Below are 25,034 nucleotides of genomic sequence, written 5' to 3' on the forward strand. Positions count from 1 at the left end.
ACATCCTGTCCTGCACTCCTGGCAGACTGCGGGTATGTCGACCACCACGTCCTCACGCCTGCTGCGACTGCTGTCCCTGCTCCAGACCCGCAAGGACTGGCCCGGGAGCGAGCTCGCCGACCGCCTGGAGGTGAGCGCCCGCACCGTGCGCCGCGACGTGGACCGGCTGCGGGAGCTGGGCTACCCGATCCAGGCCACCATGGGCACCGGCGGCGGCTACCAGCTGGGCGCGGGCGCCGCCCTGCCGCCGCTGCTGCTGGACGACGACGAGGCCGTCGCCGTCGCGGTGGGCCTGCGCACCGCCGCCCAGGGCGGGGTGAGCGGTATCGAGGAGACCTCGGTGCGCGCCCTGGCCAAGCTGCTCATGGTGCTGCCCTCGCGGCTGCGCCGCCGGGTGGACGCCCTGGGCACCTTCACCGTCCCCATGCCGGGCCGGGGCCCCAGCGTGGACGCCGACGTGCTGGCCCTGGTGGCGGGCGTGTGCCGCGACGGGGAGCGGCTGCGCTTCGACTACGAGCGCCACGACGGCACCGTCTCGCGCCGCGTCACCGAGCCGCACCGCCTGGTCTCCCGGGGGCGGCTGTGGTACCTGGTGGCCTGGGACAACGAGCGCGAGGACTGGCGCACCTTCCGGGTGGACCGGATGCGCCCGCTCACCCCGACCGGGCCGCGGGTGCCCCCGCGCGACCCGCCCGAGCAGGGGGTGGCCGCCTACCTGGCCGAGCGGATGAACTTCCACATGTGGCCGCACCGGGCCCGGGTGCGGCTGCTCATCGGCGCCGAGGAGGCCGCCGGGCGCGGCATCGGCGAGTACGGCCGCCTGGAGCCGGTCGACGACACCTCCTGCGTCCTGGAGGTCGCGGGGGACTCGCTCCGGACCATGGCCTGCTACCTGGCCATGCTCGACGTGGAGATGCGGGTGGAGGAACCGGAGGAGCTGCGCACCGAGATGGCCGCCCTGGCCGCCCGCCTGCGCCGGTCCGCCGACTGATCCGGCGGGGGCCTCCTGCGGGAAGTCCGAGCGGGCACATCCCAGAACAACTACTGTGGGCAGTCACCTGACTTCCTAGAGTGATGAAAGTGGGATCCGCGTGCTCACCCGGGACCGTGCCCTCCGACCGACGCCCGCCCTCGACCCGCCGCCGACCGTCCGCGACCTGTGCCCCGGCTACCGGATCGCCCGCTGGGACTCCCCCGCGTCCCTGTCGGCGGACCGGCGGGAACGCCTCCACATGATCCTGCGCGGCCTGGCCGCCCGCGCCTTCGGCGCCGACCACTCCGCCTACTGGCACGCCCGCATCGAGGGCGGGTTCTTCGACCGCGTCACCTCCCTGGCCCTGATCCTGGACCACGGCGGCGTCCCCGTGGGCTGGGGCGGCTACCACCGGCTGCGGCTGGACGGGCGCCCGGCCCTGTACCTGGACGCCACCGGCGTGGTGCCCGCCCACCGCCGCACCGGGCTCACCTCGGCGCTGATGACCCACTTCCTCACCCGGGAGATCCGCACCCGGCCGCTGCGCGGCATGGACGTGGTCATGCGCACCCGCCACCCCGCCGTCTACGCCGGGTGGCTGCACGGCCTGGGCCCGCACCGGGTCTTCCCCAACACGCGCCGGGCCCTCCCCGCACGGGTCCGGCGCGTGGCGGCCGAGGCCGCGGACTGGCTCGGCGACGGCCCCGGCCTGGACCCCGACACCCTGGTGGTGCGCGACGCCTACCGGGTGTTCGAGGGCGACGTCTACGGGGTGCGGCCGCGCAGCGGGCACAGCGACATCGACGACCTCTTCGCCCGCACCGTCGGCCCCAAGGACGCCCTCATGGTGGTGGCGCACCTGGACGCGGCGGCGCTGGCGCGCTGCGCCCTGGCCCGCGCCGCCCGCTCCCGGGTGCGGCGCATGCCGGCCCTGGGCGGGCGGCCCCGGCGCGGCGGGGCCGCGCCGGTCCACCCCGACACCGCGGACCTGCTCACAGCGGCACGGCCTTGACCGTGGGCGCGCTGTACACCAGCCCGCCCATGTCGCGCACCTTGTCGGTGAGCGCGGCCAGGCGCAGGCTCTCCTCCCAGGGCATGTCCGGGCTCTGGGACAGCCCGGCGGCGACGCACCGGGCGACCTCCTCGGCCTCGTACTCGTAGCCGTTGGCCCGGAAGGGGCGCTCGAAGGTCTCCGGCTCGCGGCCCTCGCGGTGCAGGACCACCTCGGTCGCCGCCCAGAACAGCGGGAGCTCCACCCTGCCGCGGGTCCCGGCCAGCACGGCCCGGTCCGGCAGGGTGGTGAGCGAGGCGCACGACAGGGTGGCGGTCGCCCCCTGCTCCCCGCGCACCAGCACCGTGGTGTGGGTGTCCACCATGTGGTCCGGCGACAGCCGGCGGGTGGCCCCCACCACGGTGAGCTCCCCCAGGTACCACGACGCCAGCATCAGGGGGTACACGCCCAGGTCGAGCAGGGCGCCGCCGCCCAGGTCGGCGTTGAACAGCCGGTGGTCGGGGTCGTAGGGGGCGTTGACGCCGAACTCGGCGGAGATCTGCCGCAGTTCGCCGATCGCCCCGTCGGCGACCAGCTCGCGGGCCAGGCGGTGGGCGGGCAGGAAGCGCGTCCACATCGCCTCCATGAGGAACACGCCGTTGTCGCGGGCGGCCCCGGTCATCTCGGCGGCCTGGAGGGCGTTCATCGCCATCGGCTTCTCCACCAGCACGTGCTTGCCCGCGTTCAGGCACAGCAGGGTGTGCGGGTGGTGCCAGGGGTGGGGGGTGGCCACGTAGACCACGTCCACGTCGGGGTCGGCGGCCAGCTCCGCGTAGGAGCCGTGGGCGCGGGGCACGTCCCAGGCGGCGGCGAACTCCTGGGCGCGCTCCCATGTGCGCGAGCCGACCGCGGTGACCCGCGCCGTGGGGGTGGCCCGCAGGCCTTCCATGAAGGAATGGGCGATCCCGCCCGTGCCGAGCACGCCCCAGCGCAGTACGCCGTTCTCATCTGTCATGGGGGCATCCTAAAAACCCGGTCGTCTCCGGATCGACGGGGGGCGGGTCCCCGGGCCCGCCCCGGCCGTTGCCGCGGGCCCAGGCACGGAGGGGCCCCGGCGCGCGGGCCGCCCCGCGCGCCGGGGCCGGGGACCTCAGGAGCTGTGCTGCTCCCGGTGGCGGTCCTCCCGGGACCTCCCCTGGCGCGGGACACCCCCCTCGTGCCCGTGGTCCCGCCGACGGCGCCCGCGCCCGTCGGCGGGATCGTCGCGCATCTCGACGTAGGGCTCCACGTCCTCGGGGAGCCCCCCGGAGACGGCCCGTCCGCGCTCGATCTCGGCGTTGAACTCCTCGCCGAGCAGGATCGCGATGTTGCTGATCCACAGCCACACCAGGAAGACCACCACCGTCGCCAGGCTGCCGTAGGTCCTGCCGTAGGAGGCGAACTCGGCCACATAGAAGGCGAAGGCCGCCGAGGCCGGGATCCACAGCACGATCGCCAGCACGCTCCCGGGGCTGACCCACCGGAACCCGCGCCTGGCGTTGGGCGAGGCCCAGTACAGGAGCGCGATCATGAACACCACCATGAACAGCAGCACGGGCCACTTGGCGATGTTCCAGACCGTCACCGCGGTCGGCCCGAGCCCCAGCAGGTTCCCGAGCCGCTCCGCCACGCCCCCCGTGAGGGTGATGCCGACCACGGTCAGGGTCAGCAGCACGACCATCAGCAGGGTGACGCCGACACGGATCGGCAGCGTCTTCCAGATCGGCCGTCCCTCGGGGACGTCGTAGACGATGTTGGAGGCGCGCATGAAGGCCGCGATGTAGCCGGAGGCCGACCACAGGGCCACGGCCAGGCTGACCAGACCGAAGATCCCGGCCGCCGCCCGGTTGGCCTGCAGGTTCTCGATCGCCGTGGTCAGGAGTCGGCCGGCGTCGGCCGGCACGGTCCCCGTGATGTTCTCGGTCAGGGTCCGCGTGGCCTCGGGTCCGGCCAGGCCCACCAGGGACACCAGCACGAACAGCGCCGGGAAGACGGCCAGGATCGTGTAGTAGGTGAGACCGGCGGCGAGGTCGGTCAGGGCGTCGGCGCGGAACTCGGTCACGGTCCGGCGCAGGGAGGCCCACCACGAGGAGGCGGGCATGTCGGTCGGCGCGTCGGCCCCCTCACGGGCGGAGCCCCGCGCACGCGCTTCCTCGGAATCGTGTCCCGCCATCTTCCGCTCCTTCCTCGTTCGGCCCCGGCCGCCGGGCCCTCGCACACCGGCCGGGAGAGGCGGCGGCCGGGCGGCCGGGGCAGGAACCGCGCGTCTCCTCGGCGGCCGCCCCGGCCCCGTGCCGGACGTGCCCGCCCGGGCGCTGGGCGGCCCGCTGCCCGGTACGGCTCCCGGAGAGGACCGAGGCGGCCGGCGAGCCGGCGCCGAAGGCCGTCAGCCCGGCGGCGACGGGGCCGCCCCGGGGCCGGCGCACAGCCTGGTCGGCCGCCTGGTCGGCGGTGTGCCGGCCCCGCCCGTCCCCTCGTCCGAGTGCGTCACCAGGCCTCCTCGAAGCCGGTCGTCCCCTCGGTTGGAGCCGCGCCTACCCGTGCCGCCTCCCGGCTACACATCGCACGCAGGGGCCCCGTGGGGAACATGGATCGGAGAGGGGGCGGATACGCCCCGGGCCGTCCCCCCGGGAGCGGGATCGCCCTTCTCCCGGCGGATCCGAGCCCCACGGCCCCGGGCCGGGGCATCCTAAAAACCCGGTCATCTCCGGGTCGACGGGGGGCAGATCCTCGGTTTCCGGCCGCCGGGCCCTTACCGTGTCCCCTAGGACGCGAAGGGGTCCGTCCGCAGGAATCGGAGGGGGACATGTCGGAGACGCTCGCCCACAGGCTCGGGGTCCGCGCCGGGGACCGGCTGCTCGTCCTCAACGCCCCCGAGCGGTACCTGCGGCTGCTGGAGCCGCCGCCCGACACCCACATCGACCTGGGCCCCATCGAGGGGGCCGAGTACGACTCCGTGCACCTGTTCGCGCTGGACCGCGCGACGGTGGACCGCGAGGTCCACCCGGTCCTGAAGACCCTGTCCCCGGCCGCGGCGGTGTGGGTGTGCTACCCCCAGCCCGGCGGCACCATCATCACCGACCTGCGCTCGGACCGGGGCTGGGACGTCCTGGTCGACGACGGGTGGCGCCCCGCCGCCCAGGTGCCGATCGACTCGGACTGGGCGGCGCTGCGCTTCACCCGCGGCTGAGCGTCAGCCCCCGTGGACCCGGACGCCGCCGCTGACGGTGTCCACCTGGACGCGGGGGCCGTCGGAGGAGGTGCCCACCTCGATGTCGCGCCCGCCCGAGACGGACTCGCCGGTCACGTCGTAGTCGCCGGAGGGGACCCGGACGTCGACGGAGCCGCTGGTCGTCTCCACCACCAGGGTCCGGAACGGGGCGTCGGTGTCGACCTCCACCCTCCCGGAGACCGAGGAGATCTCGGCGGTGTCGAACCCGCCGCCCACGGCCACCCCGCCGCTGGTGGACTCGGCCTCCACCGACTGCGCGGCGAACCCGGTCACGTCCACGTCGCCCGAGGTGCTGACGGCGCGCAGCCGCTCGCCCTCGCCGGAGGCGCTGACGGCCCCGCTGGTGGACTCCAGGTCCGCGGACCCGGTGACCCCCTCGGCCTCGATCCGGCCGCTGGTGGTCTCGACCTCCACGTCGCCGGTGATGTCGGCGAGCTCCACGGCCCCGCTGACGGTGGACACCTCCACCCCGCCCTCGATGCCGGTGGCGGTGACCTCGCCGCCGATGGTCTCCACCAGCACGGCCACCCCGGCGGGCACCGCGATGTCGTAGTCGATCGAGCAGCCGCCCAGGAACCACACACCCGAGCACTCGGCCTCGATGCGCAGGTCCCCGCCCTCGGCCTCGATGTCCTCGTCGGGCTCGGTGAGGGGGGTGCCGCGCAGCTCCCGCTCCACCTGGACCTCGTCGTTCCCGGCGGCGGAGAAGGCCACCCGGCCCCCGGTGCCGTTCTCGACGACCACGCGCTCGGGGGCGGCGAAGGAGTCCCGCCGGTCCCCCCGGTCCACGCCCACGTTGCCCAGGACCGAGACCGCGGTGATCGCGATGAGGGCCACCACCAGGACGCCGCCCAGCACCAGCCACGGCCCGATGCGGAACCCCGTGCCGGGCTCCTTGCTCGACGAGGCGTACAGGCCCCGTGCCTTGAAACTCACTGTCTTCCTCTCCGTTCGGGCTCTCGCCCCCTTGGGTCCCGGTGCCGGTCAGTTCCGGTCGTGGTCGCGCAGGTAGTGCAGGACCGCCTGCACCCTGCGGTGGTCGTGGTCGTCCTGGCCCAGGTCGAGCTTGGTGAAGATCGACCGGATGTGCTTCTCCACCGCGCGCTCGGTGACGGTCAGCCGGGCCGCGATGCCCGCGTTGTTGAGGCCCTGAGCCATCACCTCCAGCACCTCGGTCTCCCTGGGCGTGAGCCGGTCCAGGGCGCTGCCCCGGTGCCCGCTGAGCAGTTGCGACACCACCTCGGGGTCGATCGCCGCGCCGCCGCCGGCCACACGGCGCAGCACGGTCAGGAACTCGTCGATGTCGGCGACCCGGTCCTTGAGCAGGTAGCCGACCCTGGACATGTCGCGCCCGCCGAACAGTTCGGCGGCGTAGCGGCTCACCACGTGCTGGGACAGCAGCAGCACCGCCACGTCGGGGTGCTCCTCGCGGATGCGGATGCCCGCCTTGATGCCCTCCTCGGAGAAGGTGGGCGGCATGCGGATGTCCACCAGGCAAAGGTCCACGTCCGGGTGGTCGGCGATGGCGGCCATCAGCGTGTCGGCGTCGCCGACCTGGGCCAGCACCTCCACCCCGGCGTCCTCCAGGAGCCGGACCATGCCGCTGCGCAGCAGCACCGAGTCCTCCGCGATGATGACCCGCGGCCCCCCGTCCGGGGCCCCGGTGTCCTGCGCGGCCCCGTAGGGGACCGTTCGCGCGTCGTGGCCGTGGAACACGGTTCTCATGCCTCCCAAGGGATGTCGGCGGTCAGGACGGTGCCCTCACCGGCCGGGCTGTGCACGGTCAGGACGCCGTCGACGGCGTCCACCCGGTCCCACAGGCCGTACAGGCCGCTGCCGGAGTCGGGTTCGGCGCCGCCGGCGCCGTCGTCGGTGACGGCGACCCGCAGCAGGTCCCCGCCCTGGCGGGCGGGGCGCTCCACGCGGTGGGCGGACACGGTGACGCGGGAGGCGCCGGAGTGCTTGGCGACGTTGGTGAGCGCCTCGCACACCACGTAGTAGGCGACGCCCTCGGCGCGCGCGGAGGGGCGTTCGGGCAGGTCCACCTCGACCTTGGCCGGGACGGGCGAGCGTCCGGCGGCCACGGGCAGGGCGGCGGGCAGGCCGCGGTCGGTGAGCACGCGGGGGTGCAGGCCGCGGGCGACCTCGCGCAGGTCCTCCATGACCTCGCGGGACTCGCGCTGGGCCTCGGTGATCAGCTCCAGGGCGGCGCCGGGGTCGGTGCCCACGCGGGCGCGGGCCCGGGTGAGGGTCAGGGTCAGGGCGAGCAGGCGCTGCTGGGCGCCGTCGTGCAGGTCGCGTTCGATGCGGCGCCGTTCGGCCTCGGCGGCGTCGACCATGCGCAGGCGGCTGTCCTGGACGTGGGACAGGCGGCGGCGCATGCGCACCTCGGGGGCGTCGAACAGCAGGGCCCGGTGCAGCGCCACCTCGGTGGACACCGCGTACGGGGCCAGGCGCACGCCGATGAGGACGGCCAGCGGGGCCAGGACCACCTGGACCAGCGGGCCGACCAGGTCGGAGGGCTGGCCCTGGACGAGGATGAACACGGTGCCGACCAGGGCGCCGACGGCCACGGCCAGTCCGCACACCACCAGGGCCACCACGATCCCGCCGAACAGCAGCCCGTGCAGGCCGGCGGCGGTGGTGTACACGACCATGGACCAGGCCTCGCGCCCGAACACGAACCGCCACAGCCGCGACCAGCGGCCGTCGGGGGCCAGCGGGTCGGGCGGGGCGGTCTCCACGATCCCGAAGACCGTGCCCAGCCGGTGCCGCTGCACCCGGCAGGCCAGCCGGGAGAGCAGGGTCGCGGCGGCGGGCAGCAGGACCAGCATGGTCAGCGCGCCGGTGAGGAGGCCGTCGAAGCCCTCCCGCCAGGGGTCCTCTCCCCCGGGGGCGATCATGAACCCCACCCAGGAGGCGGAGACGACCAGCAGGAGCGCGGGGATCAGGTAGAACAGCGACAGTGAGAACGAGGTCATCAGGTGGGCGATCTCGACCGCGCGCGTGCGCCAGGGCGCCCTGTGGGCCGCCGCGATGGCGCGCGCGAGCCCGGCGGGGGCCTCGGGCGGGCCTCCGTGGCCGCCGGGGCGTGTGATGGATGGACTGTGACCGGTCACGTGTCCCAATCTAGGTTCGGGGCGGCCGGGACACGATGTCATCAGCACGTGGACACGGGGTGGTGGTGGCACTACCCGGGGCGTGCGGGGGTCTGCGGGAGAGGGGCGAGGGTGGGCGACGGGCGGGTCGAGGTGGGGCCGGTCCTGGCCGGTGTGGGCCGGATCAACATGCTGTTCGTCCTGGACGCGGCGCCTCCCGGGCCCCGCTGGCGGGCGCTGGGCGACCCCGGCCCGGGGGCGGTGGCGGCGGAGGTGGAGCGGGTGCGCGGGAGCTTGGCGGGGTCCGCCGGGGTCCCGGCGCGGGAGGTGGAGTGGCGGGTGGGCGCCTCGCTGTTCCAGCAGGGGCTGGCCACCCGGACGCTGTCGCCGGTGCTGGCCGCGGCGCTGTGCCACGGCGCGGCGCTGCGGGCGGAGGACTTCCACCGGGACCCGGGGGCGGAGGGGCCCATGGTGCTGCGCACCTCCCAGCGGTGGGCGGAGCCGATCGCGCGCGAGGACCCCGCGGCGGTGGCCGGCCACATCGCCGCGACCGTCCTGGCCGGGGTGCTGGAGCCGGTGGCGGCCGCCCTGGACGCGGTGCCCCGCGGCACGGGCCGGGTGGCGCCGGGACTGCTGCGCGGCAACACCGCCTCGGCCCTGGCGGGGGCGGCGCGTTCGCTGGGCCTGGCCCGGCCCGCGGTGCGGGAGGGGGCCGAGGAGGTGGTGCGGCTGCTGGCGGCGTCCCCGGCGCTGGCCGGGACCGGCTCCTACACCGGGCGCGACGCCGGCGGGGCGGCGGTGTTCCGGCGCACCACCTGCTGCCTGTACTACCGGGTGCCCGGGGCGGGGTACTGCGGCGACTGCGCGCTCGCCGCGCCGGGGAAATCGGGGTGACACCGGGCGGGGGGCGTGCCACCCTGCCCGGATGACCACTCCTGAGATTCCTCCCCTGCACCGGGACTGCGACTTCAACGGGCCGCTGTCGGACGCCCACGCCGCCCGGCTCATCGACACCCTGGGGCCGCTCGACGGCCGACACGTCGTGGACGTGGGCTGCGGGTGGGCCGAGCTGCTGCTGCGCACGCTGGAGGGCGCGCCGACCGCGACCGGGTTCGGCATCGACATCGGCGAGGGGGCCGTCGCCCACGGCCGCGCCAACGCCGCCGCGCGCGGGCTGGCCGACCGGGTGGAGCTGGTGGTGGGCGACGCCGGGAAGTGGTCGGGCGGCGGGGCCGACGTCGTGTTCAACATCGGGGCCACCCACGCCTGGGGCGGCGAGCCGGTGACCCATACCGCCAACGCCCTGGAGGCGCTGTCGGGCCTGCTGCGGCCGGGCGGGCGGCTGCTGTTCGGCGAGTGCTTCTGGGTGCGCGAGCCCACCGACGCCGAGCTGGCGGCCATGTACGACACCCCGCGCGAGCAGTACCGGACGATGCGCGGGCTGGTGGACATGGCGCTGTCCTACGGGTTCCGGCTGCGGGCGCTGTCGCAGGCGTCCCTGGAGGAGTGGGACGACTTCGAGAACCGGCACGCCAAGGCGTGGGAGGAGTGGCTGCTGGAGAACCCCGGCTCCCCCGACGCCGAGGAGGTCCGCGCCCTGTCCGACCGGCAGCGGGTGGCCCGCGTCGACGGCTGGCGCGAGGTGATGGGGATGGCGTACCTGACGCTCGTGCGGGTGTGAGGCGGGTCCGTGCGGCCGGGGCCCGCCCCGGCCGCACGGTGCCCCTGCGCGCCTTCGCCGTGCTGCGGCCCGTCCGGCGCCGTCCGCGAGGGCCCGCGGCCGCGGGCCCGCCCCGGGGACCGCTTCCGCGGCGCACGGCGGCCCGGGGGCGTCCGAAGGACGGGCCCGGGCCGCCGGGGCCGGTCAGGCGGCGTCGGCGGCCCGGCGCACCTCCTCGATGTCGATGCGCTGCATCGTGAGCATGGCCTTGACGGCCCGCTCGGCCCGGCCGGGGTCGGGGTCGGTGACCAGGTCGTCCAGCTCGCGGGGGAACACCTGCCAGGAGAACCCGAAGCGGTCCTTGAGCCACCCGCACTGGCTCTCCTGGCCGCCGCCCTCCAGGAGGGCGTACCAGTAGCGGTCGGACTCGGCCTGGTCGGCGCACGGCACCTGGAGGGAGAACGCCTCGCTGAAGGTGAACTCCGGGCCGCCGTTGAGGGCGGTGATCCGCTGGCCCTGGATCTCGAAGTCGACGGTCAGGACCGACCCCTGGGTGCCGGGCATGCCGGGGCCGTTGTGGACGACCTTGAGGATGCGGGCGTCGTCGAACACGCCGACGTAGAATTCCGCGGCCTCCTCGGCCCGGCCGTCGAACCACAGGCACGGGGTGATCTCGAGCTCGGTCATGGTGGTGTCCCTTCGGTGCGTGCTGCTCCGTCACAGGTACAGACCCGGCGCCGGGCCGGAACTCATCGCGGTCCGGACGGTTTTCTCCGGCGTTCTCCGCGGTCCTCCAAGCTCCCTCATCCTCCCCCGTAGAGCCCTAGGATCAGGGGATATCCGGCAGTGGAGGGACGTTTCGTGGAGCAGCGGTACTACTCGGTGGACCAGGTGGCGGAGCTGTTGGGGCTGCACGTGAAGACCGTGCGCGGCTACATCCGCGACGGGAGGCTGGCGGCGACGCGCATCGGCAAGCAGTACCGGATCCGGCGCGAGGACCTGGAGGCGTTCGGCGGGGGCCCGGTGGAGGCGCCGGAGCCGCAGGGGCCGGCCTCGGCGGAGGTGTCGGCGGTGGTGCGCCTGGAGGGGGTGGACCGGGACCGGGCCGACCGGGTGACGACGCTGCTCACGGCGGCGGCCGCCACCCCCGGGCAGGGGCGCCCGCCGGTGCACGTCCAGGCGGTGCACGACCCGGGCGCGCGCAGCCTGCGGCTGGTGATCCTGGGGGACGCGGCGGGGACCGCGGCCCTGTTGGACCTGGTGGACCGGGTCGCACAGAATTGATGTCTCACATGTTGATATTGAAATCTCACCTTTAGAGACGTCGGGTGTAGGGTCGGGGTACCGCGAACACGGCGGTCCCCCGACGGAAAGGGCGACGATGACGCGCTACACCCACGGCCAGCACCCCTCGGTCACCGACTCCTACCGCTGGCGCAACGCCGCCAACTCGGCCGGGTACGCGCTCGCCGAGATGACCCCGGGGCGCTCCCTGCTGGACATCGGGTGCGGTCCGGGCACCATCACCGTCGACCTGGCCGCGCGCGTCGCGCCGGGCAGGGTGGTGGCCGTGGACTCCTCCGCCGAGGCGGTGGAGCTGGCCCGCGCCACGGCGGAGAAGGAGGGCGCCGGGAACATCGACTTCCGGGTCGGCGACGTCCACGACCTGGACCTGCCCGACGCCTCCTTCGACGTGGTGCACGCCCACCAGGTGCTCCAGCACGTGGCCGACCCGGTGCGGGCCCTGTCCGAGATGCGCCGGGTGACCGCGCCGGGCGGGGTGGTGGCGGCCTGCGACAGCGACTACTCGGGGATGTACTGGTACCCGCGGCCGCCGGAGCTGGACGAGTGGATGGACCTGTACCAGCGCGCGGCCCGCGCCAACGGCGGGGAGCCCGACGCGGGGCGGCGCCTGCTCGCCTGGGCCCGCGCCGCCGGGTTCGAGGACGTCACCTACGCCGCCGAGGTGTGGGACCACTCCTCCCCCGAGCGGCGCTCCTGGTGGGGCGGCATGTGGTCGCGCCGCATCCTGGAGTCGGACCTGGCCCGGCAGGCGGTCGCGGAGGGGCTGGCCTCCCCCGCCGACCTGGAACGCATCTCGGCGGGGTGGGCGGCCTGGAGCCGGGACCCCGACGCGGTCTTCGTCATCCCCCGCGGCACCGTCCTGTGCCGGGTCTGAGACGGCGGACGGACAAGGCCCCCGCCGGTGCGCACCGGCGGGGGCTCCCGGGGCGGCCCGCGGTCTGATTGGGTGGAGAACACACGGTCACCCCCTCGTCACGGCCGGAGCCCTCCATGACGGAACCCGAACACCCCCTCCCCTCCCCCGAGACCCCCGCCGATCCCGACACCTCCGCCGATCCCGGAGTCCGCCCCGAGGCCGGAGCCGCAGAAGGCCCGGAACCGCCCGGGGGCCCCGACGCGTTCTCGGTCGTCCTGGGCAACGCCACCCTGCTCGGGCTGGGCTACCTGCTGGTGCGCCGCCCGCGCCGGGCCCTGGCCGCCGCGGGCGCGGCGCTCGCCCTGGTCGCGCTCATCGCCCTGTTCCCGCACGTCACGGCCTGGAGAGTGCTCCTGGGGCTGGTGTGGGCGGGCACGGTCGTGCACGCCTGGTGGCTCACCCGGCGCCCCGGCGGGACCCCGGCCCCGGCCCCGGGCGGGGCGGCCCCGCCGCGGTGGCGCACCCGGGTGCTCACGGGCTCCTGCGTGCTCCTGGTCGCCCTCGCGTGGCTGCGGCTGGACGCCTGGGCGATCACCCGGGACGCCGGGGCCGCGCACACCGCGGGCGACTGCGACCGCGCCCTGGCCTCCCTGCGCTGGCTCCTCCCGGCGCACGGGATCGCCCACGGCCCGGCCGCCGACCGCGGCGTCCAGCAGCGCCAGGCCTGTGAGCTGCTCGCCGCCGCCCTGTCCGACCCCGACCCGTCGTCCGCGGCCGAGAAGCTGGAGCGGTACCTGTCCGGACCGGGCGCGCTCTGGGACGGCGCCGGCCCCGAACGCGCCGAACTCCTGCTCGGCACGGTCGTGGCGCGGGCCCGGGAGCAGGAGGCCGCCGGCGAGGCGCTGGGCGGCCACGGCCCCGCGGTGGCCGCCGTGGAGGACGCCTTCACGCAGCTGGCGCGGACCCTGGAGGACGCCCCCGGCCAGAGCGGGCGGGTGGGCGCCGTCGCGGAGTCGTTCCTGTCCTCCCTCGACGGCATGGCCCCGTGCCGGGCCCGGGAGATCGACGGCTGGCTGCTCGCCCAGGACTGGGAGGACCCCGCGCTGGCCCGTGTGATGGAACCCCAGGCCGAACAGGCCCCGGTCCGGATGTTCGACTGCGCGGAGGCCCTGGCCTCGGTCCGGCCCGAGGAGGGGGCGGGGGCCCACCAGGAGTTCCTGGCGGCCCATCCCGAGCACCCCCTGGCGGCGCGCTCGGCCGAGAGCCTGATCGCGACCGAGGAGTACTGCGCGCACCCGGCCGCGTTCCCGGCCGCGCCCGCCTACGAGGGGGAGGGCCCGCACGCGATGCGCGTGTCGGGGCTGGACCCCGAGGAGTACGGCTTCCCGGACTCCTGGCGGGCCGGCACCGTCGAGGAGACGGTCCTGGTGGTCTGCGTGCAGGGCCCCGAACGGGGCTCCTTCCAGCGGACGTGCGCCTACGAGCCGGGCGAGGACCAGCTGCTGCTCCCGTTCTCGGGGTCGACGGACGTGGACTTCTACGCCAGCGCGTTCACCCTCCAGGCCTACGAGCTGCGCAGCGGCGAGCCGGTGGAGGAGTACACCGAGGAGATCGGCGACCCCTGCCCCGAGGAGCTGGAGTACGAGTCCTACTTCCTCGACATCGTGCCCGGGGAGTACGACTCGGACTACTCCGCGGCGGACGTGCGCGGGATGTTCGACCGCCTCATGGACTGAGCGCCGCCCGGGGCTTCCGGGGCCGGGGCCCGCGGGCCCCGGGCCGCACCCCCTGCTTGCGCTCGGCCCGCTTGTAAACCTATGCTTTACAAGTGCAAGAAGATTTGACGGATGCGCTGCGGTCGCTGAAAACGCACACCGAGGAGTTCCTCGCCTCGCGTTTCCGGACCGCGGACGAGGACTGGGCCGGCTCGATCGCACTCGCCCTGCGCATGCAGGCGGACGCCGACGGGGTCGTGCGCGCCGTCGTGCAGCAGGCGCGGCGCAACGGCGTCACGTGGCAGGTCATCGGCGACGCGCTCGGCGTGACCCGGCAGGCGGCGTTCCAGCGCTACGGCAGACCGGTCGACCCCAGAACGGGAGAACCCATGGACACCACCCCCCTCCCCGGTGCCGCCGAACTGGCGGCCTCGGTGATCGAGGACCTCGCGGCGGGCCGGTGGTCGCGGATCACCGACCGGTTCGACCCGGCCATGCGCGACGGCCTGTCCGAGGACGCGCTCGCCGCCGCCTGGGCGCAGATCGTCGGCATGTCGGGGGCCTTCGAGGGGCACGGGGAGCCGGAGGTGGCCCGTGCCGCCGACGTGACGGTCACCAACACGCCGCTCTCGCTGGAGGCCGGCGACTACACGGCGCGCATCGCGTTCCGCGACGACCGGACCATCGCCGGTCTGCACATCCTCGACGAGAGCCGGCGGCCGTGACCGCCGCCGCGCCCCCGGGCGGGCGCCGCACGAGCCGCCACGACCTGCGCTCCGTCGCCGTCTTCACGGGCCTCGCGTTCGCGCTCGCCTGGCTTTTCGCGCTCCCGCTCTGGCTGGGCGAGGGGATCGCCGACCCCTGGTTCGCCCCCGTGGCCGTCGCCGTGATGGGGACCCCCGCGATCGCCGCCCTCGTCGTCGTGTTCTTCGTGGAACGGCCGCCGCACAAGGCGCGAACGCTGGGGCTGTGGCCGCTGCGGCCGGCCCGCAGGGTGCTGGGCTACGCGGCGGCGGGGATCCTCGTGCCCATCGCGCTCGTCCTGGCGGCGCTCCCGGTCGGCGCGCTGCTGGGGGTCTACCCGGCCGACTTCACGGGCTTCTCGGCCTTCCGGGAGGTCCTCGACGAGCAGGCGGGCGCCCTGGGAGCGGACGGGATCCCGGTACCGGTCGGCGTGCTCGTCGCCGTCCAGGTCGCCGCGCTCCCGATGGCGGCGTTCATCAACCTCCTCCCTGCGCTGGGCGAGGAGCTCGGGTGGCGCGGGTGGCTGCTCCCGAAACTGATGCCGCTGGGCACCCTGCCGGCCCTGCTGGTCTCGGGCGTGATCTGGGGGGTCTGGCACGCCCCGCTCGTCCTCCTGGGGTACAACTACCCGGACGCGCCGGGCTGGCTGGCCGTGGTCATGATGACCGGAATGTGCACCGTGGTCGGCGCGGTCTTCGGCTGGCTGCGGCTCCGGTCGGGGTCGGTGTGGCCCGCGGCCCTCGCCCACGCGGCCTTCAACGGCGCGGGCGGGACCTACCTCCTCTTCGCCGCGGCGGGAGAGCACATCGACACCACGCAGGCGACGGTCCTGGGCTGGAGCGGGTGGATCGTGCCGCTCGCGTTCGTCGCGGTCCTCGTCGCCACCGGCCGGTTCGCCCCCGCGCCGCCACCGCCCCCCGCGCCGTCGGGGCGGGACGCTCCCCTGGAGGACGCGGGTCCGGAACGCGCCGCCGGCGGGTAGCCGTACCGGCTCGCGGGCGGGACCGACCCGCCCGCGAGCCGGTGGTCCCCCGGGGCCGCCGTTGCTGTTTGACTGGGCGCATGCCTTTGCACGGTGAATACGAACCCAGTACCTCCGCCCGCGCCCGCGAGCAGGCGGAACTCTACGAGTCCTCCGGCGGCACCGAGGGGACCACCATGAACGGCCTTCCCGTCGTGCTGCTGACCTCCATCGGCGCCAAGACCGGGAAGCTGCGCAAGACGCCGCTGATGAGGGTCGAGCACGAGGGCCGCTACGCCGTCGTCGCCTCGCTCGGCGGCGCGCCCGAGCACCCCGTCTGGTACTTCAACCTCAAGGCCGACCCCCGGGTGGAGCTCCAGGACGGGCCCGAGCGCAACGACATGGTGGCGCGCGAGCTCACCGGCGCCGAACGGGAGCTGTGGTGGGAGCGCGCGGTGGAGGCGTTCCCCCCGTACGCGGACTACCAGACCAAGACCGACCGGCGCATCCCGGTCTTTCTGCTGGACCCCGCTCAGCACGACTGACACCGGGGGCCGCGCACCGCGCGGCCCCCGCGGGCGCCGGTCCCCGCGACCGGCGCCCGCCCCGGAACCCCCCGCGACGCGCGGCGGCTTCCCGGACCCGGTCCTCAGACCTGGTTCACGCCGCCGTCGACGTAGATGTTCGCCCCCACGACATAGCCGCTCTGCTCCGAGGCCAGGAAGGCGACGGCCGCGGCGACCTCCTCGGGCTCGCCCGTACGGCCCTTGACCACGGTCTCGGCGGCACCGGTCCGGGCGGCCCGCGCGCCCTCCTCACCGAGGAGGGCGGTGGCGCCGGGGGTCTCGATCATGCCCGGCGAGACCACGTTCACCCGGATGCCGCGCCCCTTGAGCTCGACGGACCAGGTCCGCGCGAACGACCGGACGGCGGCCTTGGACGCGGCGTAGGCGCCGAACGCCTCCATGCCGCGGTCGGCGGCCGTGGAGCCGATGAGGACGACCGAGGCCCCGTCGTTGAGCAGCGGGAGCGCCTTCTGCACGGTGAACACCACGCCCCGGGCGTTGACCGCGAAGGTCGTGTCGAAGTGCTCCTGGGTGGTCTGCTCCAGCGTCGCGAACTCACCGATCGCCGCGTTGGCGACGAGCACGTCCAACCCCCTGCCCCGGGCCCGGACCGCCGCGTAGAGCCGGTCCAGGTCCTCCGGATCCGAGACGTCGCCGACGACGCCCGTGGCCCGGTCCGCTCCGACCGCCTCGACCGCGGCGTCCAGCTCCGCCTTGCGCCGACCGGTGATGAAAACGTGCGAACCCTCGTCCGCCAGCCGTTGGGCGGTGGCCAGGCCGATGCCGCCGTTGCCACCGGTGACCAGCGATGTCCTGCCGTCGAGCTGTCCCATGGGAACTCCCCTGTCACTGTCCGCGCGGATCTCGGCCGATCTCCGCTCCGCCAACGATCATGCTGCGCCTGACAGGCAAGATCCATAATGTAAGATCCCTGATTCTTTACAGATCGTCCAGGAGGGCCGCGTGTTGCTCGGTTTCAGAGACCCCGTCGCCGACGCGATCGGCCTGCTCCGGCCCAGCACGTCGATCGGGCCCAGCGTGCAGGCCACCGGGGAGTGGGCGGCGCGCTTCGACGGGGCCGCGCACATGAGGACCGGCTTCGTCGCGCGCGGCGGGTGCTGGCTGCTCCTCCAGGGGCACGAACCCGTGCGGCTGGAGCGGGGCGACTACTACCTGCTGGGCAACCCCGACCCGTACGTGCTCTCCGGCACGCCCACCGCGGACCCGCGCTCGGCGGTCCGGGTGGGAGGGAACGCCGCGGGCGGGGTGGTCCGCATCGGCCCGGAGGCCGAGGACGACACCTACGTGTGCGACGGGCGGTTCACGTTCGAGGACGCGAACGCGTCGGTGCTGACCGACATCCTGCCGCGGCTGGTGGTCGTGCCCTCCACCGACCCGCGCGCCCGGCACCTGGCGCTCGTCTGCGAGCTGCTGGTCGTCGAGCTGGAGGCCGACGCGGCGGGCGGCCCCCTGGTCCTCAACCACCTGGGGCAGATCATGCTCGTGCACATGCTCCGCGCCCACGCGAGCCGCACCGGCCGCCCCGTCGGCTGGCTCTGCGCGCTCAACGACGACGGGATCGGTGCGGCGCTGCGCGCCATGCACGCGGACATGGCGCACTCCTGGACGCTCAGAGAACTCGCCGAGGCCGGGCACATGTCGCGTTCGGCCTTCGCCCGGACCTTCAAGGAGCGGGTGGGGGTGCCGCCGCTGGAGTACCTGATCCAGTGGCGGATGAGCCTGGCGCGCGACGCTCTGCGACACGGGACGCTGTCGATCCCCGAGCTGGCCTCGGCGACCGGTTACCGGTCCGAGAGCGCGTTCAGCACCGCGTTCCGCCGGGTGGTGGGCGTGTCACCGGCCCGGTTCCGGTCCCGGGCGCGCTCGGCCGCCGGCGTGAAGGCTCGGCCGGCCTGAGCCCGCACGGAGGCGGGCCGGTGACCTCGCCCCTCGCCCGCCCGCGGGAGGCGCGGCCGAGGAGTCGGGGAAGGCGCACGGCGTCACGCTGGGACCACGAGTCCCCGGGCGGCCGAAGGCCGCTCCGGGGCCGCGCCTTCCTCGTGGTGACGGGCCGCGGCGGGTCCGCCGCCCGGCCGGGTCACAGGAGCAGGAAGCCGATCGCGCCGGACGCCGCGACGACCGCCCAGGCCGGGGCCCGCCACACCGCCAGCGCCACGAACGCGGCCGCGGCCAGCGCCATCGTCGCGGGCGAGACCACGCCCTGGAGGAAGACCGGGTCGTACAGCGCCGCGGCCAGGATGCCCACCACCGCCGCTCCCGCGCCGGCCAGGGCCCGCCGGGCGCGGGCGTCGCCGCGCAGCCGCTCCCAGAACGGCAGGGCGCCCACCACCAGCAGCGCCGAGGGCAGGAAGACCGCTACCAGGGCCAGCGCGGCGCCCAGCAGCGGGCTGCCCGCCACGGGCATGAGCGCCCCCAGGTAGGCGGCGAAGGTGAACAGCGGTCCCGGCACGGCCTGCGCCGCCCCGTAGCCGGCCAGGAACGAGGTGTGGTCCACCGCTCCGGAGCCCACCGTCTCGGCCTCCAGCAGCGGCAGGACCACGTGGCCGCCGCCGAAGACCAGCGACCCGGCGCGGTAGAAGCCGTCGGCGGTGCCCAGGGCCGCGTTGCCGGTCAGCGCGGCCGCCGCGGGCAGGCCCGCGAGCAGGACGGCGAACACCGCCAGGCAGGCCAGGGCCGTGCGGCGCCGCACCGGCACGCCGGCCCCGGTCGTGTCGCGGTCGGCCGACGCCCCGGAGGAGAGCCAGAGCAGGCCGGCCAGGGCGCCCAGGGCGATGGCCGCCACCTGGCCCAGGGCCGAGGGCACCAGCAGGGCCAGGACCAGTGCGGCGACCGCGATCGTGGCCGGGCGGCGCCCCGCGGCCAGGGTCGCGGCCATGCCCAGGACGGCGTGGGCGACCACGGCCACCGCCGCGGCCTTGAGGCCCAGCAGCCACCCGGCCCCGGGTTCGGCGCCGATGGCCTGCACCCCCAGGGCGAAGCCCGCCATGAGCACGGCCGAGGGCAGGGTGAAGGCCGTCCAGGCGGCGGCCATCCCGGCGTAGCCGGCGCGGCGCAGTCCCAGGGCCATGCCGACCTGGCTGGAGGCGGGGCCGGGCAGGAACTGGCATAGGGCCACCAGGTCGGCGTAGGCGGCCTCGGAGAGCCACCGGCGGCGCACGACGAACGCCTCGCGGAAGTAGCCCAGGTGCGCCACCGGTCCGCCGAAGGAGGTCAGGCCCAGCAGCAGGAACGCGCCGAAGACCTCGCCGGCCGTCCCGCGGTCCGCGGGGGCAGTGGCGGCGGTCGGGTCCGTCTCGCTCACGCGGGCACCGCCCGGGCGGGCGGGGGCGGGGATGGGCGCACGGTGCTGTTCCTCCCGGGAGGGCGCACGCCGTCCCGGCGTGCTCCGATACGGCCGAACGCTATCGGAGGGCGTCAGCGTGCCGCCGTGCGGGGTGTCCGGCAGGGTCGCCCCCGGGGAGCGGCCTGCGGGCGGTTCACCTGCGGGGCATTTCATATCAGGACATAAGCCGTCGAAATACACGGTGAATCGAAAAGGCGAACGATAAAGAAGCGAATTCGGGCTTCGCGGCCGTCCGGCCGGCCCTAGACTGCACACGAGAACACGATCCATGTCCCCCATGTCACGGAAAAAATCGGATCCTCCCGGTACCACCAACACCCTGACGACTTCCGACCGACCCCCATCCTGCTGAACCAGGAAGGCGGCTAGGCGTGAATTCCAGTCCCTCGATTGCGCACACCCAAAACTGGAGGAAAATCCTCGCTCCTATCCCCCGCAAACGCCCCAAGGGGGCGATGGGCCGAATCGGACCGCCCAACGAGGAGGTGGTACCCGTAAAGGGATCCCGGGCCAAGCATCCCGGGCTTTCAGCCCATGTGGTTGGGGGCCGCCTTTACCAGACCCGGCCATCACCGCATAGGAGGTGACCTCGATGGCTACGTTCCGCACAGGACAGAAGACCCACCAGGCCGTGCTTCCTCAGCGGCCTGCTCTGGAATCCGCGTCAGCAGACACTCCCCGGATCGGGAACGAAACGGGACGCGGACACCGCCGCTCGACGGCGGTACCCGGTGCGGAACATGGTCGAGGGGAGACCACCGGCATCTCACCTGGTGCCGGTGGCGTCACCCCCGAGCCCCTCGGGGCCGGGGAGCGGGGCCGTGAGGCCCATGGCAACACCACCAGAACCACCCACCCGTGCGTGTTCGTCCTCGACAGGCACGGCACGCCCCTGCAGCCCTGCCCACCGGCCAGGGCCCGCAGGCTTCTGTCCCGGGGCCGGGCGGTGGTCGCCCGGCACACCCCGTTCACGATCCGGCTCAAGGACCGCACCGCCGCCGACTCCGAGATCGACGGCGTCGAGATCGGTATCGACCCCGGATCGAAGCACACCGGCATCGCCGTGTTCACCTCCCAGGGGGGTGAGCGGCGGGGCCGGTACGCCCTCCAGATCGACCACCGGGGTGCGGCCATCCGCAAGAAGATGGGCCAGAGGTCCGGGTACCGGCGGCGGCGCCGCACCGCGAACCTGCGCCACCGCGCCCCGCGCTTTTCCAACCGCACCCGGCCCCGGGGGTGGCTCGCTCCGAGTCTGCGCCACCGGGTGGAGACCACCCTGTCGTGGGTGGACCGGTTCGCCCGGTGGGCGCCCGTCACGGCGGTGCACGTGGAGCGGGTCGCGTTCGACACCCACGCCCTGTCCGCGGGGAGGCCCCTGGAAGGGATCGAATACCAGCAGGGCACCCTGCACGGGTACGAGGTCCGCGAATACCTGCTGGCCGAGTTCGACCGCGCCTGCGTCTACTGCGACGCCACCGGGGTGCCGTTGAACATCGACCACGTCCGCCCCCGCTCCCGCGGCGGCTCCGACCGGGTCGCCAACCTGGTCCTGGCGTGTGTCCCGTGCAACCGGGCCAAGGCCGACCGACCTATCGAGGAGTTCGTCGCCGACCCCCGCGTCCTGGCCAGGGTCAAAGCCCGGGCCAAGGCGCCGCTCAGGGACGCCGCCGCGGCGCAGTCCACCCGATGGGCGCTCTGGCGCGCACTCGACCGGCGCCTGCCCACCCGTGTGGGCTCGGGCGGGCGCACGAAGTGGAACCGCGCCCGCAACCGACTGCCCAAGTCCCACACCCTGGACGCGCTGTGCGTCGGCAAGACCGACACCGTCACCCAGATCGTGGGCACGGTGCTGATCGCGGGGTGCACCGGGCGTGGCACGTATGCCAGGACTACGCCTGACCGTTATGGCTTCCCCCGGCTGCGGCGGGGCCGGGTCAAGCGGCACTTCGGATTCACCACCGGCGACCTGGTACGCGCCGTCGTCCCGGCCGGGAAGCGACGGGGTACCCACACCGGCCGGGTCCTGGTCCGCGCCGGGGGCAACTTCGACATCACCACCGCCCAGGGCCGCCGTCCCGGCATCAACCACCGACACGTCCGCCTGCTCCAGCGAGCGGACGGCTACGCCTACACCACCAGAAAGGAAAAGGGCGTTCCCTCCCCGGCCTGAAGACCGAGTCCTCCACACCCGACAATCAAGTCAAAGCTGTATCGACATGGGTGCTCCCCTGCGGGGTCACGGTCGGGCGATAGGTCGCCCGGGAGCGCCGTCCACGAGCACTCCCGAAGGAACACGACCATGCACTTCACCTCCGAACAGCGCCTCGACGGCGGTCTCCTCGAGCGCGCCTTCACCCTCGGCGACGTCCCCGGCATCCTGTGGACGCCCGAGTCCGCGACCGCCTCCTCGCCGGCCCCGCTGGTCCTGCTCGGCCACCCCGGCGGCCTGCGCGGGATGTACCCCCGCCTGGCGGCCAGGGCCCGGCGGTGCGCCGCGGACGGCTTCGCCGCGGCCGCCGTCGAACTCCCCTGGAGCGGCGACCGGCCCCGGTCGGACACGGCCGAGCAGGCCCGCGCCGACCTGCGCCGCGCACTGGCGGCCGGCGAGCGGCCCGGCGAGGACCTCGTGGACCGGCTGGTCCTGCCGGTGGTGGAGGCGGCGGCCCCGGAGTGTCGGGCCGCCCTGGACGCCCTCCTGGCCCTGCCCGGGATCGGCGGCCCCGTCGGCTACTCGGGCGGGATCGTCTCCCTCGGCGTCCGGCTCGCGGCGGTCGAGCCGCGCATCGCCGCCGCCGTCCTGTTCGCCGGCAGCTTCGTGCCCCGCTCGGTGTTCGACGAGGCCCGCCGGGTCACCATCCCGCTGCACCTGCTGTTGCAGTGGGACGACGAGGGCAACGACCGGCAGTCGGCCCTGGACCTGTTCGACGCCTTCGGCTCCCCGGAGAAGGCGCTCAACGCCAACATGGGCGGGCACACCGGCGTCCCGGCCTGGGCCGGGGAGGACGCGGCCCGCTTCCTGGCCCGGCACCTGGGCGGAGAACGGTAGGGGTCAGCGCACCGCCGCCAGGCGGGCGCGGGTGCGGGCCGGGGCCCCCGGGGGCAGCGTGGCGAGGATGTCGGCCAGGCTGCTCCCGGCCAGGCTCCGGCGCCACGCCTGGTGCGCCTCGGCCATCCTGCGCGCCAGCACGCAGGTGTCCCGGCACTCCTCGGGCGGCAGCGCCCCCGCCCCCCGCTGCCGGATCTCCGCGCACAGGTAGGGCGAGGAGGCGCCGTCGACCGACTCCACGATCTGGAGCAGGTCGATCTCCCGGGCGGGACGGGCCAGCCGGAACCCGCCCCGGGGGCCCGGCGTCGCGCTCAGCACACCGGACCTGACCAGGGCCTTGAGCTGCTTGGCCAGGTAGGGCGCGGGCAGGTCGAAGTACAGGGACAGCTGGGCCGTGGAGGCGGTGTCCCCCGGTTCGAGCTGGGCCAGGGTGGTGGCGCAGTGCAGGACCCATTCGGTGCTCGCGGGAAGCTTCATACCGCCAGCCTATCGAAGACATTGTGGATCTGTTTGGTCCACGATATGTTCGGCTTCGGGACCACCACCGAGCGAAAGAAGGAACCGCCATGCGTGTCGCCGTCGCCGGGGCCACCGGCAACATCGGCTCCCTCACCTGCGCCGCGCTGCGCCGGCAGGGCCACGAGGTCGTCGGGATCAGCCGCTCCCTCGGCGTGGACCTGGCCACCGGGGAGGGGCTCGACCAGGCCCTGCGCGGGGTGGAGGCCGTCGTCGACGCCACCAACATCGCGGCCGCCGACCGCGAGGGCTCGGTGGAGCGCTTCGCGCACCTGACCCGCGCCCTGCTCGCCGCCGAGGAGCGCGCCGGGGTGGGCCACCACGTCCTGCTCTCGATCGTGGGCATCCACCGGGTGGAGGGCAACCCCCACTACGCGGGCAAGCGCGAGCAGGAGCGCCTGGTGGAGAGCGGGCCCGTGCCCTGGACCATCGTGCCCGCCACCCAGTTCCACGACTTCGCCGCCATGGTGGCCGGGTGGACCGAGCAGGACGGCGCGGCCGCCATCGCCCCGCTGCTGGTGCAGCCGATCGCCCCCGCCGACGTCGCCGAGATCCTCGCCGAGGTCGCGGTGGGCGGGCCGGTGGGCCGCCACCCCGACATCGCCGGGCCCCAGACGCAGGACCTGGTGGACATGGCCCGGCGCACCCTGGACGCCCGGGGGCGGCGGGTGCGCCTGGTGCCGACCTGGTCGGGGGTCTTCGGGACGTCCATGGCGGGCGAGGTGCTGCTGCCCGGGGAGGGGGCGCGCATCGCGCCGACGACCTTCGAGGAGTGGCTGGACTCCCAGACGGCCCCCTCCGCACCCTGACCGGGACCGCCGCGAACGGGCGCGGGGGCCGGCGCCGCACCCGGCCCCGCGTCCGTCCCGGGGGCTGGGCCCCGGGGCGGGAGCGCCCTACACTACGGGGACATCTCGCCCGGGAGGGGAAGGCGCATGGGGTACAGGGAACGGCGGGCCGCCATGGTCGCGGAGCGGGCCGCGCCGCACCTGGAGCCCGGCGAGCGGGTCCAGACGGGGTTCATCGCGCTGACCGGATCGGGCATCTTCACCGTCCCGGCGGCGACGTTCGTGGTCACCGACCGCGCGATCCTGGTGGTGGACCGCGAGGGCGCGCAGCGCCTGCCCCGCGACTTCCACTTCGGCGACCCGGCCGGCTTCTACCACCGGATCGAGTACGGCGGCGCCTACAAGGTGCACCGGCAGTTCTACCCGGAGGTCAACGCCGCCAACGAGGCCCTGCGGCAGATGCGGGCCCGCGGCAACCCCCCACAGGACGGGTAGGCCCGGCCTCACCCCGGCGGGGCGCCGCCCGCCGGCGCGGGCGCCGGGGCGAAGACCAGGTCCAGGTGGGCGTCCAGCGCGGCGACCGCCTCCCGCGCCCCGCACTGGCGGGCCAGCACCTGCAGCCCCAGGCCGTCGACGAGCGCCAGCAGTCCGGCCGCCGCGCGTTCGGGGTCCACCCCCCGCGCCCCGCCCGCCCGCAACTGCCCGGCCAGGAAGGCGCGCATCTGCGCGGCCTCCTCCCCCAGCCCCGAGACCATCGACGGCTTCGTCGCGGCGTAGGCGAGGAAGGCGAGGGAGACGTGGCCCTCCAGGCGGCGCGTCTCGTCCAGCGGCAGGATCTCCAGCAGCAGGGCGCGGACGAGCGCGCGCGGCTCCTGGGGCGCCTCCCGCGCCGATGACCGCTCGCGGATCCGGTCCATGACCATCGTGACGGCGAACGCCATCATCTCGTCCTTGGTGCGGAAGTAGTGCTGCACCATCCCGGTCGAGACGCCCGCCTCGGCCGCCACGTGCCGCAGGCTCACCTTCTCCAGGCCCTGCGCGGCGGCCAGGCGCATCAGCGCGTCGGCGAGCAGCTCGCGGCGCTCCCGGCGCTCGCGGTCGTCGATCTTTCGGGGCATGCGGCCCACCTTACATTGCGACTGTATTGCCACGCATGTACATTGCAGTCGTATTGAAAAAA

The 25,034-nt window shown here is 74.7% G+C and carries 26 protein-coding genes; 16 read left to right on the forward strand and 10 right to left on the reverse strand.

The annotated features are described in order from the left end of the window. Window positions 1–34 precede the first annotated feature (34 nt). Both K1J57_RS25000 and K1J57_RS25005 read left to right on the forward strand, forming a co-directional pair. Window positions 35–991, forward strand: coding sequence for a YafY family protein (locus K1J57_RS25000; RefSeq protein WP_220561100.1), 957 nt, complete (start codon window positions 35–37; stop codon window positions 989–991). Window positions 992–1,091: 100 nt separating this feature from the next. After that, window positions 1,092–1,985, forward strand: coding sequence for a GNAT family N-acetyltransferase (locus K1J57_RS25005; protein ID WP_220561101.1), 894 nt, complete (start codon window positions 1,092–1,094; stop codon window positions 1,983–1,985). Here K1J57_RS25005 and K1J57_RS25010 read toward each other — a convergent pair. Beyond that, window positions 1,966–2,979 (reverse strand): Gfo/Idh/MocA family protein, encoded by a 1,014-nt coding sequence (locus K1J57_RS25010; RefSeq protein WP_220561102.1) that lies wholly within the window; start codon window positions 2,977–2,979, stop codon window positions 1,966–1,968. The genes K1J57_RS25005 and K1J57_RS25010 overlap by 20 nt on opposite strands. Window positions 2,980–3,114: 135 nt before the next feature. Next, window positions 3,115–4,176 (reverse strand): YihY/virulence factor BrkB family protein, encoded by a 1,062-nt coding sequence (locus K1J57_RS25015; protein ID WP_220561103.1) that lies wholly within the window; start codon window positions 4,174–4,176, stop codon window positions 3,115–3,117. 633 nt (window positions 4,177–4,809) lie between these two features. On the opposite strand from K1J57_RS25015, the gene K1J57_RS25020 reads away from it, so the two are divergent. Next, window positions 4,810–5,193, forward strand: a complete 384-nt coding sequence (locus K1J57_RS25020) for a hypothetical protein (protein WP_220561104.1) — start codon at window positions 4,810–4,812, stop codon at window positions 5,191–5,193. 3 nt (window positions 5,194–5,196) lie between these two features. Here the strand turns inward: K1J57_RS25020 and K1J57_RS25025 are convergent, their stop codons facing one another. The 3 genes from K1J57_RS25025 to K1J57_RS25035 form a co-directional block, all read right to left on the reverse strand. Then, complete coding sequence (locus tag K1J57_RS25025; protein WP_220561105.1) at window positions 5,197–6,171, reverse strand: DUF4097 family beta strand repeat-containing protein; 975 nt, start codon at window positions 6,169–6,171, stop codon at window positions 5,197–5,199. Between the two features lie 48 nt (window positions 6,172–6,219). Continuing rightward, complete coding sequence (locus tag K1J57_RS25030; RefSeq protein WP_255647246.1) at window positions 6,220–6,834, reverse strand: DNA-binding response regulator; 615 nt, start codon at window positions 6,832–6,834, stop codon at window positions 6,220–6,222. Window positions 6,835–6,956: 122 nt separating this feature from the next. Continuing rightward, window positions 6,957–8,216: a sensor histidine kinase gene (locus K1J57_RS25035; RefSeq protein WP_370634691.1), complete on the reverse strand. Its 1,260-nt coding sequence runs from the start codon at window positions 8,214–8,216 to the stop codon at window positions 6,957–6,959. A 249-nt stretch (window positions 8,217–8,465) separates the two neighbouring features. Between K1J57_RS25035 and K1J57_RS25040 the strand changes: the two genes are divergently transcribed. Continuing rightward, a complete protein-coding gene (locus tag K1J57_RS25040; RefSeq protein ID WP_255646578.1) occupies window positions 8,466–9,227 on the forward strand; it encodes a (2Fe-2S)-binding protein in 762 nt (253 codons plus the stop codon). Window positions 9,228–9,258: 31 nt separating this feature from the next. Next, window positions 9,259–10,014, forward strand: coding sequence for a cyclopropane-fatty-acyl-phospholipid synthase family protein (locus tag K1J57_RS25045; RefSeq protein ID WP_220561107.1), 756 nt, complete (start codon window positions 9,259–9,261; stop codon window positions 10,012–10,014). 183 nt (window positions 10,015–10,197) lie between these two features. Here K1J57_RS25045 and K1J57_RS25050 read toward each other — a convergent pair whose 3' ends face one another. Next, on the reverse strand, window positions 10,198–10,680 hold the full coding sequence (locus K1J57_RS25050) for a VOC family protein (RefSeq protein ID WP_220561108.1): 483 nt from the start codon (window positions 10,678–10,680) through the stop codon (window positions 10,198–10,200). A 159-nt stretch (window positions 10,681–10,839) separates the two neighbouring features. Between K1J57_RS25050 and K1J57_RS25055 the strand changes: the two genes are divergently transcribed. The 6 genes from K1J57_RS25055 to K1J57_RS25080 all read left to right on the forward strand — a co-directional run bounded on the left by K1J57_RS25055 (window position 10,840) and on the right by K1J57_RS25080 (window position 16,119). Next, a complete protein-coding gene (locus tag K1J57_RS25055) occupies window positions 10,840–11,277 on the forward strand; it encodes a helix-turn-helix domain-containing protein (RefSeq protein WP_338151217.1) in 438 nt (145 codons plus the stop codon). A 97-nt stretch (window positions 11,278–11,374) separates the two neighbouring features. Continuing rightward, on the forward strand, window positions 11,375–12,172 hold the full coding sequence (locus K1J57_RS25060; RefSeq protein ID WP_220561109.1) for a methyltransferase domain-containing protein: 798 nt from the start codon (window positions 11,375–11,377) through the stop codon (window positions 12,170–12,172). A 116-nt stretch (window positions 12,173–12,288) separates the two neighbouring features. Beyond that, window positions 12,289–13,890 carry a hypothetical protein gene (locus K1J57_RS25065; RefSeq protein ID WP_220561110.1) on the forward strand — a complete coding sequence of 534 codons (1,602 nt, stop codon included), beginning with the start codon at window positions 12,289–12,291 and terminating at the stop codon, window positions 13,888–13,890. Between the two features lie 92 nt (window positions 13,891–13,982). After that, window positions 13,983–14,594 (forward strand): DUF3887 domain-containing protein, encoded by a 612-nt coding sequence (locus K1J57_RS25070; protein ID WP_255646579.1) that lies wholly within the window; start codon window positions 13,983–13,985, stop codon window positions 14,592–14,594. Next, on the forward strand, window positions 14,591–15,595 hold the full coding sequence (locus K1J57_RS25075) for a CPBP family intramembrane glutamic endopeptidase (protein WP_220561111.1): 1,005 nt from the start codon (window positions 14,591–14,593) through the stop codon (window positions 15,593–15,595). Before K1J57_RS25070 ends, K1J57_RS25075 begins: the two co-directional genes overlap by 4 nt. Window positions 15,596–15,675: 80 nt before the next feature. After that, window positions 15,676–16,119, forward strand: coding sequence for a nitroreductase family deazaflavin-dependent oxidoreductase (locus K1J57_RS25080; RefSeq protein ID WP_220561112.1), 444 nt, complete (start codon window positions 15,676–15,678; stop codon window positions 16,117–16,119). 104 nt (window positions 16,120–16,223) lie between these two features. Here the strand turns inward: K1J57_RS25080 and K1J57_RS25085 are convergent, their stop codons facing one another. Then, the gene (locus K1J57_RS25085; protein WP_220561113.1) at window positions 16,224–16,973 is read right to left on the reverse strand and encodes an SDR family NAD(P)-dependent oxidoreductase; all 750 of its coding nucleotides are present in this window, start codon (window positions 16,971–16,973) and stop codon (window positions 16,224–16,226) included. Window positions 16,974–17,106: 133 nt separating this feature from the next. Here K1J57_RS25085 and K1J57_RS25090 point away from each other — a divergent pair, with 133 nt between their 5' ends. Next, window positions 17,107–18,057 (forward strand): AraC family transcriptional regulator, encoded by a 951-nt coding sequence (locus K1J57_RS25090; RefSeq protein ID WP_220561116.1) that lies wholly within the window; start codon window positions 17,107–17,109, stop codon window positions 18,055–18,057. A 181-nt stretch (window positions 18,058–18,238) separates the two neighbouring features. On the opposite strand, the gene chrA is transcribed toward K1J57_RS25090, so the two are convergent. Beyond that, the gene (gene chrA / locus K1J57_RS25095; protein WP_220561118.1) at window positions 18,239–19,462 is read right to left on the reverse strand and encodes a chromate efflux transporter; all 1,224 of its coding nucleotides are present in this window, start codon (window positions 19,460–19,462) and stop codon (window positions 18,239–18,241) included. A 904-nt stretch (window positions 19,463–20,366) separates the two neighbouring features. On the opposite strand from chrA, the gene iscB reads away from it, so the two are divergent. Together iscB and K1J57_RS25105 are read left to right on the forward strand one after the other, a co-directional pair. Further along, window positions 20,367–21,674 (forward strand): RNA-guided endonuclease IscB, encoded by a 1,308-nt coding sequence (gene iscB, locus K1J57_RS25100; protein ID WP_220561120.1) that lies wholly within the window; start codon window positions 20,367–20,369, stop codon window positions 21,672–21,674. A 129-nt stretch (window positions 21,675–21,803) separates the two neighbouring features. Next, window positions 21,804–22,550, forward strand: a complete 747-nt coding sequence (locus K1J57_RS25105) for an alpha/beta hydrolase (RefSeq protein WP_220561122.1) — start codon at window positions 21,804–21,806, stop codon at window positions 22,548–22,550. Between the two features lie 3 nt (window positions 22,551–22,553). On the opposite strand, the gene K1J57_RS25110 is transcribed toward K1J57_RS25105, so the two are convergent. Continuing rightward, window positions 22,554–23,027, reverse strand: a complete 474-nt coding sequence (locus tag K1J57_RS25110) for an Rrf2 family transcriptional regulator (protein ID WP_220561125.1) — start codon at window positions 23,025–23,027, stop codon at window positions 22,554–22,556. Between the two features lie 89 nt (window positions 23,028–23,116). On the opposite strand from K1J57_RS25110, the gene K1J57_RS25115 reads away from it, so the two are divergent. Beyond that, entirely contained in the window at window positions 23,117–23,875 is a 759-nt protein-coding gene (locus K1J57_RS25115) for an SDR family oxidoreductase (protein ID WP_220561127.1), read from the forward strand. 126 nt (window positions 23,876–24,001) lie between these two features. Further along, the gene (locus K1J57_RS25120) at window positions 24,002–24,349 is read left to right on the forward strand and encodes a hypothetical protein (RefSeq protein WP_220561129.1); all 348 of its coding nucleotides are present in this window, start codon (window positions 24,002–24,004) and stop codon (window positions 24,347–24,349) included. An 8-nt stretch (window positions 24,350–24,357) separates the two neighbouring features. On the opposite strand, the gene K1J57_RS25125 is transcribed toward K1J57_RS25120, so the two are convergent. Beyond that, entirely contained in the window at window positions 24,358–24,972 is a 615-nt protein-coding gene (locus tag K1J57_RS25125; RefSeq protein WP_220561131.1) for a TetR/AcrR family transcriptional regulator, read from the reverse strand. Window positions 24,973–25,034 lie beyond the last annotated feature (62 nt).

The sequence above is a fragment of the Nocardiopsis sp. MT53 genome, assembly GCF_019598965.1.
GTDB classification, from domain to species: Bacteria; Actinomycetota; Actinomycetes; order Streptosporangiales; family Streptosporangiaceae; genus Nocardiopsis; species Nocardiopsis changdeensis.

What these genes read in the sequence shown, in the direction of transcription:
- K1J57_RS25115 (WP_220561127.1), top strand. Translation starts at nt 23,117, where the DNA reads ATGCGTGTCGCCGTCGCCGGGGCCACCGGCAACATCGGCTCCCTCACC.
- K1J57_RS25120 (WP_220561129.1), top strand. Translation starts at nt 24,002, where the DNA reads ATGGGGTACAGGGAACGGCGGGCCGCCATGGTCGCGGAGCGGGCCGCG.
- K1J57_RS25060 (WP_220561109.1), top strand. Translation starts at nt 11,375, where the DNA reads ATGACGCGCTACACCCACGGCCAGCACCCCTCGGTCACCGACTCCTAC.
- K1J57_RS25085 (WP_220561113.1), bottom strand. Translation starts at nt 16,973, where the DNA reads ATGGGACAGCTCGACGGCAGGACATCGCTGGTCACCGGTGGCAACGGC.
- K1J57_RS25125 (WP_220561131.1), bottom strand. Translation starts at nt 24,972, where the DNA reads ATGCCCCGAAAGATCGACGACCGCGAGCGCCGGGAGCGCCGCGAGCTG.
- K1J57_RS25065 (WP_220561110.1), top strand. Translation starts at nt 12,289, where the DNA reads ATGACGGAACCCGAACACCCCCTCCCCTCCCCCGAGACCCCCGCCGAT.
- K1J57_RS25020 (WP_220561104.1), top strand. Translation starts at nt 4,810, where the DNA reads ATGTCGGAGACGCTCGCCCACAGGCTCGGGGTCCGCGCCGGGGACCGG.
- K1J57_RS25105 (WP_220561122.1), top strand. Translation starts at nt 21,804, where the DNA reads ATGCACTTCACCTCCGAACAGCGCCTCGACGGCGGTCTCCTCGAGCGC.
- K1J57_RS25035 (WP_370634691.1), bottom strand. Translation starts at nt 8,216, where the DNA reads ATGACCTCGTTCTCACTGTCGCTGTTCTACCTGATCCCCGCGCTCCTG.
- K1J57_RS25050 (WP_220561108.1), bottom strand. Translation starts at nt 10,680, where the DNA reads ATGACCGAGCTCGAGATCACCCCGTGCCTGTGGTTCGACGGCCGGGCC.
- K1J57_RS25110 (WP_220561125.1), bottom strand. Translation starts at nt 23,027, where the DNA reads ATGAAGCTTCCCGCGAGCACCGAATGGGTCCTGCACTGCGCCACCACC.
- K1J57_RS25000 (WP_220561100.1), top strand. Translation starts at nt 35, where the DNA reads ATGTCGACCACCACGTCCTCACGCCTGCTGCGACTGCTGTCCCTGCTC.
- K1J57_RS25030 (WP_255647246.1), bottom strand. Translation starts at nt 6,834, where the DNA reads ATGGTCCGGCTCCTGGAGGACGCCGGGGTGGAGGTGCTGGCCCAGGTC.
- K1J57_RS25015 (WP_220561103.1), bottom strand. Translation starts at nt 4,176, where the DNA reads ATGGCGGGACACGATTCCGAGGAAGCGCGTGCGCGGGGCTCCGCCCGT.
- K1J57_RS25045 (WP_220561107.1), top strand. Translation starts at nt 9,259, where the DNA reads ATGACCACTCCTGAGATTCCTCCCCTGCACCGGGACTGCGACTTCAAC.
- K1J57_RS25080 (WP_220561112.1), top strand. Translation starts at nt 15,676, where the DNA reads ATGCCTTTGCACGGTGAATACGAACCCAGTACCTCCGCCCGCGCCCGC.
- K1J57_RS25010 (WP_220561102.1), bottom strand. Translation starts at nt 2,979, where the DNA reads ATGACAGATGAGAACGGCGTACTGCGCTGGGGCGTGCTCGGCACGGGC.